Origin of the sequence: Ruoffia tabacinasalis, assembly GCF_005864045.1 — a bacterium.
Lineage (GTDB): Bacteria > Bacillota > Bacilli > Lactobacillales > Aerococcaceae > Ruoffia > Ruoffia tabacinasalis.
This window is the reverse complement of sequence record NZ_VBSP01000064.1, coordinates 1-9,149: the sequence shown is the minus strand read 5'-3', so window position 1 is coordinate 9,149 and position 9,149 is coordinate 1. Positions and strand designations below refer to the sequence as shown.

The window sequence follows — 9,149 nt, the reverse complement described above, 5'->3', positions numbered from 1 at the left end:
TAACCTTACCGATTCCAATTTCCTAAACACGACCTCAAGGGCCCAACATACTCAAAACAGATTCTTATAAGGATATGAAGTGGACCAGTTTTTTATTCGGTTTACTAACCAAAAAGCCTCACGATCTTTCCTTCATATCTACCATATAAAAAATAGTAGTGAAAAATCCACCGTCGTGGACTTCTCACTACTAATCTTAGTATGTTTTATATTCAATTCTTTGGCATGGGTGGCGTCTTTGGTATTAGTGCCATTGCACTAATCACTGCCATCTGTAGTACAAACCCGTCATTATATTTAGCCTTAGAGCAAGACTATGGAACACAAGATGATATGAATGCCTTTGGGTTGGTTGGCCTATTCTGTGTCCCAGCTTATCCTATGTTAGTCTTCAGTATTGCCCAATCTACCCCGGTTGACTGGACACCTATTCTGTCAACACTTGTACCAATTATATTCGGGATGATTGTTGGGAACCTTGATAAGAAAATGGCTGATTACTTAGCCCCTGGTGTTGTGGTGTTAACTCCCTTTATGGGTTGGGTCTTTGGAGCAGGAATAAATTTATTCGATGCGCTTCAATCAGGACTACAAGGAATCTTATTAACAGTAGTTTTCTACGTCCTTTTAGTGCCAATCTTGGTTATCTTTGAACAACGTATCTTACATGAAGATGGTGTATCTTCTCTAGCGGTATCTTCAATTGCAGGTATGTCTGTGTCAGTTCCTGCTTTAATTGCTTTTTCAGCACCTGAATATGCTATCTACGTTGAAAGTGCGACGGCTCAAATTGCGTTAGGTGTTGTTATTTCAAGTATTGTGACGCCAATGTTAGCCCGTTGGGAATTTAAACATACACACCCGAATGCTTAGTGCAAAATAAGTTCATACAAAAAAGTGCTTAAGAATTTTCATTTTGAAAATCTTAAGCACTTTTTATTATCTCGCTTTTAAAGCACGGTCAATATCACGTTTCATTTGTTGTTCTTTTAATGAATGACGTTTGTCATATCGGTTTTTACCTTCGGCTAAACCAATAAGAACTTTTGCTCTCCCTCTAACAATATATACTTTTAAAGGTATAATTGTTAGTCGATTTTGTTTGACTTCACGTTCTAATTTTTCAATTTCTTTTTTGTGAAGTAATAACTTCCGATTTCTCAACGGATCATGATTGAATATATTCCCTTGTTCATAAGGGCTTATATGAACATTTTTAAGGAAAGCTTCGCCTTGACGGATTGAAACGAACCCATCTTTCAAGTTAATCTTCCCTTGTCGGATCGATTTAATTTCAGTTCCTTGTAATACTAGTCCCGCTTCGACGGTTTCGAGTATCGTAAAGTCATGCCGTGCTTTTCTATTCTGTGCTAATGGTTTGTCTTGCTGTTTCGCCATAGTCATCCCTCGTTTACATCAAAGGCTATTTTTTCCGTTTTCTAATTTGGAATTTCTTGCCTTTTTTATTATTCCCTTTAGACGATTGTTTCGCAACTTGTTTAAAGGATTGTCTATTGTTACTTTGTCTTTTAGGTTTGCGACTTTTTTTCTCGCTTCGATTCTTATTCTCACTAATGACATGTTCTAAGTCTTTGTTATCCGTTGGGTACGTTTCAATGAGTTTGAAATCAATCTCGCGGTCTTCAATACTTACACGTTCAACTTCAATTAAGACTCTTTGACCAATGCGGTACACGTTGTTTGTGTTCTCGCCAATGAGAATTAAGTGTTGTTGATCATAACGGTAATAATCATCTTTTAATTCTTGCAATGAAATTAATCCTTCAACCGTGTTATCTAATTGAATGAACATTCCAAATGACGTCACTGAACTCACAGTTCCTTCAAATTGTTCTCCAACTTTATCTAACATATATTCAGCTTTCTTCAATGCATCTGTTTCACGCTCAGCTTCAACCGCACGACGTTCCATCTTAGATGAATGATCTGCGATATCTGTTAATTTTTGTGCAATATTTCTCTTTTGCTCTGATGTTGGCGTTGCTTCTAGATACTTATGAATTAAACGGTGAACCATTAAGTCTGGATAACGTCGAATCGGTGAAGTAAAGTGAGTATAATCTTTGGCAGCTAAACCGTAATGACCGAATGGTTCATCCGTATAGCGTGCTTGTTGCATACTTCTTAACATCATCATCGATACAACTTCTTCATAAGGTGTATCCGATAATTCATCCAATGCTTCTTGTAATTGTTTTGGTTTAATTGATTCAGCGCGACCTCTTAAGACCACACCAAAAGCAGTAATAAATTCTGCAAAGCGTTGCATACGTTCTTCATCAGGTTGCTCATGAACACGGTAAATCATTGGCCAGTCTTTCTCAGTATATGTTCTTGAGATTGTTTCATTCGCTGCTAACATAAATGACTCGATTAATCTTTCTCCTACCCCTCTTTGGCGGTGAACGATATCTATAGGTTTCCCGTCTTCATCAACGATAATTTGCGCTTCAGGTGTTTCAAAGCTTAACGCTCCACGGTTTTGACGCATACCTTCCAGAATAAAGTGTAATTCACTCATCTGATCAAGCATCTCAGAAATTTCATGATACTCTTTTCTTAAATCTTCATCACCAGCTAGAATGGCATTCACATCTGTATAAGTCATTCGGTATGAAGAATTGATCACACTTAGGAAGATATCTTGATCAACGACGCGACCATTTGAATCAATGGTCATCTCACAAGATACAGTTAAACGGTCTTCATTCGGTAATAGCGAACAAATCCCATTCGATAATCTTTGTGGAAGCATTGGAACCACTCTATCTGTTAAGTAGACAGATGTCCCTCTTGCTAAAGCTTCGGAATCAATCGGTGAATTCTCAGTCACGTAATGAGAAACATCCGCAATATGCACACCTAAACGGTAGTGACCATTATCAAGTTTTTCTAATGAAATCGCATCATCTAAGTCTTTTGCGTCTGCCCCATCAATTGTAATAATCAATTCATCTCTTAAGTCACGACGACCTTCAATATCTTTTGGATCGATATCTTGTTCAATCGCTTGTGCTTCTTCTAAGACTTGTTCTGGGAATTCTGATGGAATATTGAATTGGTACAAGATAGCTAGAATATCTACACCTGGCGCATCTTTATGACCAATTTCTTTCGCTACTAGACCAGTTAGATTATTTGGCTTATCCATCGTTGGATATTCTTTAATCTTTACAATCACAATCGAATGATTCACTGGTTTCAAGCCGTCTGGTAGAACTTCAACTTTCAATTCATCGCTGAATTTCCCTTGAGGAATTACAAAGCCTAAAAAGCCTGTTGAATCGCGCATTTCTTTGTCATAGGCGACAAATTCTCCCACAATTTGTGTTGATGCTCTTTCAACAATGTTATCTACACGAGCTTCAGACCCTTTTCCTGTCGATGGATTGACGTGTTTAATAATCGTTGCTTCAACCGTATCGCCATCCATGGCATTCCCTACTTTTCCAGGTGGTACGAATAAATCCGGTTGTTCAGGATCGTAATCGATAAAGCCAAATCCACGGTCATTCCCACGGAAAGTTCCGACAGCCGTTTCTTTTTTAGTGCTTTTCGCTTTAAAACGGCCTGTGTCTGTTACTTCTAATTCATTAATTCGCTCTAAAAATGCTAGAGCTTTGACTAATTTTTTGAAATTTTTACTTCCCTGATAATTAAAATGTTGGGCGATTTCATTTGTTTGATAATTCCTATCGGGATTCTGTTGTAAGAATTCTAAAATTCGTTGTTCTAATTTTGATAAACTCATAGTGCCCTCCTTCTGTACAATATTTATTGTACGACTATTTAAATCTTGTTATAAAGTCGAAAAGTGCTGCTTCAAAATCTTTACGATTTCGATTCACCGTAATCACGTGCGTGTTTTCTGGGAACCAATTGAAGTCCACTTTCGCGTTTACTAACACACTTTGTAATTTTTCTGCATCGTCTTCATTGATCATCTCATCCTTACCTGATTGTGCGATAAAAAATGGTTGTTCGATATTTTCAAGTTGACCTTGGAATTCGCTCTTAAAAGCTTCAAGTTGCTTCATTTGATCTCTATGCTTAGTGAGGATGCCGTCGATTTCTTGATTGTAATTATCTTCAGATGAGAAGCGTTTGAAGATTGCTTTCACATAAGAAGTAAAATGCACTTCTACATCAATCGGGTTCTCAGTATATACAGGTGAGTTAAATACGCCCCCACCTTGAACGTCAAGTTTTGGCTGTGTCATTAACCATGTCGCAAATATACCGCCCAATGACAAGCCAAAGACAAGTATTCTGTCATACTCACCTTGCATGGCTTCAACCGCATCCAAGGCTTGTTGCTTCCATGTATTAATATCTGCATCCAAAATATCGTTCATATCTTTTGTGGCATGCCCTTCAAATTTTGGACATAATACGCCGTAACCGCTGCGATTTAGCTCTCTCGCTAATAGATTCACATCATTTGGTGAGCCGGTATAGGCGTGGAATAAAATGATTCCAATCTCTTTGTTCTCACCTTCATAATACTTTGCATCTTTTATTTCGTTTAATTTCAAGTATGAACCCTCCCAAAAACTTTATAAACAAAGTTTACATGATATTGATCAATAGTTAAACTAATAAGATTAAAAAAAGAACAAGCCCATATAGCAATCCATCAAGCACGAATTACTTTGAACATTGTTCTGATTAATTAATATAAAACTTATTTACTTGATAAATAAGCCAATGTAATTGTTAAGACAAAGAATAAAATTCCTAAAATAGTTGTTGCACGAATTAAGAAAACTTCAAATCCTCTTGCACGTGTCTTCGGTTGTCCGTCATCGCCCCCACCGAGCATACTTGCTGCATTACTCTTAGATGGTTGCATAACAACAAAAATAATCATTAAAATTGCTACAATAATCAAAGCTGTAAGTAAAACTTGATACAAAGGTCTTACCTCCTCTATAAAATATCCATTACTCATAATATCATTTATTATATATATTATCAATTAATGTTCCTGCTAATAATCATTATACTGTAAATCCTAATTAACAATCAACCGCAATCTGACGAAATTATCATCACCCATGCGACTTTCTTTGACACAGCAAATTCAAACATGATAAATTATGAGTATTGATAAAGAATGGAGTAATCAAATGCAAAATGAAGAGAACATACTAGCGGTCAGTCGCTACTTTAAAATACTAAGTGATTATAATCGCTTATCAATTCTTTACTTACTCAAAGAACAAAAACACTCAGTCTCTGAGATTGTTGAAGCCCTGCATTTAGAGCAATCAGCGGTATCACACCAATTAAAGATATTAAGAGACTCACGCTTAGTCAAAGCGGAACGACAAGGTAAATCAATGATTTATGAATTAGATGATGATCATGTCTTCACTATCCTTCATCAAATTGTTGATCACGTCCAAGAAAACGAATAAGTCTAGCTAATTGAAAGGAAATGATTCATGTGTCAAAGCAATGGTTAGAATGGGCAAAAGAATTGCAAGCCCTTGCCCAAACCGGTCTTCACTACACAAAAGATGTCTATGATAAAGAACGATTCCAGAGAATCCGCGAGATGAGTTGGCAAATGCTCGCAACCTTAAACGATAGCGACATGAATGAGATCAAAGCATTATTCCACATTGAAGACGGCTACCAAACACCCAAAGTCGATACACGAGCGGTTGTTTGGAAAGAGGATAAGATCCTTTTAGTCCAAGAGAATGACGGTCGTTGGGCCCTTCCTGGTGGTTGGATGGACATTACAGAAACCGTCTCATCTAATGCCGAAAAAGAATTGTTCGAAGAAGCTGGTGTGGTTGGAAAAGCAGACCGAATTATTGCCATCCATGACCATCACCGCCATAACGCTGTGAATCAAATTTTTACTATTATTAAAATTTTCGTAGAATGTCACTATATTAACGGTGAATTCAAACTAAACAGTGAAACAATCGGCATGGACTTTTTCAATATGGACCATTTACCAACGTTAAATGACGGCAAAACAACTTATGAACAAATAGAACTATGCTGGCGTGCACATAAAGATGAGTCATTTAAAATTGAATTCGATTAAAAAAAGCCTTCTTGCCTCAGCAAGAAGGTTTTATTTATTATTGGGGTATATCAACGTAATGTGGGACACCTTTTTGGAATACAACTAATTGATTCACATCATGATTTCTCAATTTGTTAAAAGCTTCTTTAAACCCTAACTGATAATCTCCGGCCACATGCGCATCAGAACTTACTGTGAACATGTCTCCCCCAACACTTTTATATAAATCAATCGCATAGTCATAAAGATGGTCGTTGTCATAACGATACATACTTCGAGTATTTAATTCTAAGGCTTGTTCATTTGACACCATGGTTTCAAAGATTTGAAGAAGTAAGTCCTCACTATCATGTAAATCTTCAACCTTCACTGCATCGTAGCCTCTCAGCCCAAAATCAAAATGCGCTAAAACATTCGCATATGGAGCGTTTCTTACGGCTTCCAGCATCAAACCGAAGTATTCCTCTAGATGTGTCTTCAAGTCCTTTACATCGTGGTTTAAGGTCATAAAACCATGTCTTCCGTTATGATGGATACTGAGTAACTTAATATCATAGTCTTTTCCTTCTAAAAACTGCTCAATCTTATCACGATCGGCATATGTAAAACCAATCTCAATTCCTCGAAGTAGACGATTATTAAATTCTTGGTTCAACTCCGCAATCTTCTTCGAATAACCTTCGTAATCTGGAATCACATCATCATGCGACTGATTCGGACTATAAAAATCAATATGCTCTGTCGTTACAACAGGCAATTCACTTTGAGATAAATAATTCTCAAATTCCTCTTTCGAATCGGGAGAAAAATAAGTGTGTAAGTGTTGATCGTAATATTGCATAATAGCTCCTTTTCATCTGAATATACTATAATACGTTTTAAATAAATCCTCTTTAATTATATCGAAAATAAGCCATACTTCCAAATTCTTGCACTCTATTTTAAAGTTAAAAAATGGCATAATAAAAAGCGCTAGCGTTAACTAGCGGCTTGAAGTTCATTAAGCTTCTTTATTATTCACAAAGTAGTCTCTTAATAAGAGAGCAGCTCCAACTAGTCCAACAATAGCAATCATAATATATGTGCTATAACTTGGTCTAGTTTCACCTGTATTCGGTAATGTTGGTGCTGTATTTTCCTCATCTCCATCAGGTACTTGAGTGGATGTTGTACGCACTCCGTATTCCTGAACTAAGACTTGACTTAAGGCTTCTAAATTCTCTTCACCGTTCTGTAACCAAACTGTATACTCTTCCCATAATAATTCTTGATCAGACACACGTTCATTCAATGAAGTCTCTTCAAGATTATAACGGTTGATTAATTCTCCACGTATGTAAGCAATCGTATCTTCGAATACTTCAGGATAATCACGCAATGCCCAATTATAAGCAGTACTTGTATCTCCACCCTCTTCATTAATTTGCTCTGTATATGAAAGCCAAGTTGTTGCCGGAATCGCTTCAAATTGGTCCGGTGTAATTGGTGTTGACTCAATCATCACCGTTCTAATTCTTTCAAGTTCAGTTTCTCCAGGTGTCTCTTCGTCATCTTGAATAACATCATGTTCCTCAATTAGACGTTGTGCTAATGTTTCAAAGTCTTCGGTGTTACTTGCTTCCACCCATACCGAATATTCTAACCACAGTAAGTCAATATCTGATACTGAGTTTAAAGACTCCTCATTTAAATTATAATCTGAAACTAATGTTCCACGAATATAAGCAATGGTATCTTCAAACACTTCTGGATAATCTTCGACAGCCCAATTATAAATGGTACTTGGGTCTCCACCACCTTCATTCACTCGATCTGAATACTCTAACCAGCTAGTTGCTTGAATGGCTTCAAATTGGTCATCTGTTAAAGGTGTTGCATCAATCATCGATTGTTTGATCGCTTCTAGACGTTCATCGCCAGGCGATTCTTCGTCATCATCTTGAGTAACATCATGCTCGTCAATTAGACGTTGTGCTAATGTTTCAAAGTCTTCAGTGTTACCTGCATCAACCCATACTGAATATTCTAACCATAGTAAGTCAATATCCGATACTGAGTTTAAAGATTCCTCATTTAAGTTATAGTCTGAAACTAAAGTTCCACAAATATAATTCAATGTTTCCTCAAACACTTCTGGATAATCTTCGACAGCATTGTTATAAACTGTACTTGGGTCTCCACCACCTTCATTGACTTCATCAGCATAACCTAACCAATCTTGAGCAGGAATCGCATCAAACTGTTCATCTGTTAAAGGTGTAGAAGCTAACATCGTTTCTTTCAATGCTTCTACTCGTTCATTATCATCTTGGCCGTATTCTACTCCGAGGTCTTCCACTAAAGCATCAGCCAGCGCTGGTAAATCTTCTTGACCGTCTGCACCCACCCAAATTTGGTATTCTAACCATAATAAATCTCGATCACTTACAGTATTTAAGCTTTCTTCATCAAGATTATAGTTTTCAACCATTGCTATACGGAAATTTGTCGCTTCTGGTTCAAATACTTCTGGATAATCTTCGATGGCCCAGTCATAAATTGCACTTGGGTCTCCTCCTTGATTATTACCTTGTTCAACATAAGCCAACCACGCATCTTCAGAGATTTGCGCAAATTGATTTTCTGTTATAGGAGTTGCATCTATCATTGATTGTTTAATTGCTTCGATATCACTTGCATTTGCTTCACTTGAAGCTTGCGCTTCTACAAGTGCTAAGTTACTTGCTAAACCGTCATTTGGTGCCAAAGGAGCAACATTTGCCAGTGCAGCAAGGGACAGAATTGTGAGAAGTTTTTTATTGAATTTTGTATTGATTTTCATTTTTTATATCCTCCTTAAAAGTAGATATACATTTTCTTACTTCTCTATTATCTCTAGTATGCATGACAAGTATGACTATTTTATGAAGGATTACTTAAAATTGTAAGTGTTTTCGGTTTATAAAGTATGAATCAATCGAGTAGGAGACTAGCCATTATTTGACTAGTCGACCTCTCACACCACCGTGCGTACGGTTCCGTACACGGCGGTTCAATACCTTGCGTAAGCAGACTCTACCAATTCGCTTAGTGGAACTAAGCC

General features: G+C 37.0%; 9 protein-coding genes. 3 read left to right on the top strand and 6 right to left on the bottom strand.

The genetic code is table 11. The features are described 5' to 3' along the window. Window positions 1–165: 165 nt before the first annotated feature. A complete protein-coding gene (locus FEZ33_RS11325) occupies window positions 166–873 on the top strand; it encodes a 2-keto-3-deoxygluconate permease (protein ID WP_138405489.1) in 708 nt (235 codons plus the stop codon). Window positions 874–939: 66 nt separating this feature from the next. On the opposite strand, the gene smpB is transcribed toward FEZ33_RS11325, so the two are convergent. From smpB to secG, 4 genes are all read right to left on the bottom strand, one after another. After that, a complete protein-coding gene (gene smpB / locus FEZ33_RS11320) occupies window positions 940–1,398 on the bottom strand; it encodes an SsrA-binding protein SmpB (RefSeq protein ID WP_138405488.1) in 459 nt (152 codons plus the stop codon). Window positions 1,399–1,423: 25 nt separating this feature from the next. Next, window positions 1,424–3,772 (bottom strand): ribonuclease R, encoded by a 2,349-nt coding sequence (gene rnr, locus FEZ33_RS11315; RefSeq protein ID WP_138405487.1) that lies wholly within the window; start codon window positions 3,770–3,772, stop codon window positions 1,424–1,426. Window positions 3,773–3,806: 34 nt separating this feature from the next. Then, window positions 3,807–4,556: an alpha/beta hydrolase gene (locus tag FEZ33_RS11310; protein ID WP_138405486.1), complete on the bottom strand. Its 750-nt coding sequence runs from the start codon at window positions 4,554–4,556 to the stop codon at window positions 3,807–3,809. Between the two features lie 149 nt (window positions 4,557–4,705). Next, window positions 4,706–4,936 (bottom strand): preprotein translocase subunit SecG, encoded by a 231-nt coding sequence (secG, locus tag FEZ33_RS11305; RefSeq protein WP_138405485.1) that lies wholly within the window; start codon window positions 4,934–4,936, stop codon window positions 4,706–4,708. Window positions 4,937–5,150: 214 nt separating this feature from the next. Here secG and FEZ33_RS11300 point away from each other — a divergent pair, with 214 nt between their 5' ends. After that, window positions 5,151–5,441, top strand: a complete 291-nt coding sequence (locus FEZ33_RS11300) for an ArsR/SmtB family transcription factor (RefSeq protein WP_138405484.1) — start codon at window positions 5,151–5,153, stop codon at window positions 5,439–5,441. 29 nt (window positions 5,442–5,470) lie between these two features. Then, window positions 5,471–6,085 carry an NUDIX hydrolase gene (locus tag FEZ33_RS11295; RefSeq protein WP_235888836.1) on the top strand — a complete coding sequence of 205 codons (615 nt, stop codon included), beginning with the start codon at window positions 5,471–5,473 and terminating at the stop codon, window positions 6,083–6,085. A 37-nt stretch (window positions 6,086–6,122) separates the two neighbouring features. Here the strand turns inward: FEZ33_RS11295 and FEZ33_RS11290 are convergent, their stop codons facing one another. Together FEZ33_RS11290 and FEZ33_RS11285 are read right to left on the bottom strand one after the other, a co-directional pair. Next, a complete protein-coding gene (locus FEZ33_RS11290; protein ID WP_138405482.1) occupies window positions 6,123–6,908 on the bottom strand; it encodes a PHP domain-containing protein in 786 nt (261 codons plus the stop codon). 159 nt (window positions 6,909–7,067) lie between these two features. Next, entirely contained in the window at window positions 7,068–8,888 is a 1,821-nt protein-coding gene (locus FEZ33_RS11285; protein WP_138405481.1) for an LPXTG cell wall anchor domain-containing protein, read from the bottom strand. Window positions 8,889–9,149: the final 261 nt, after the last annotated feature.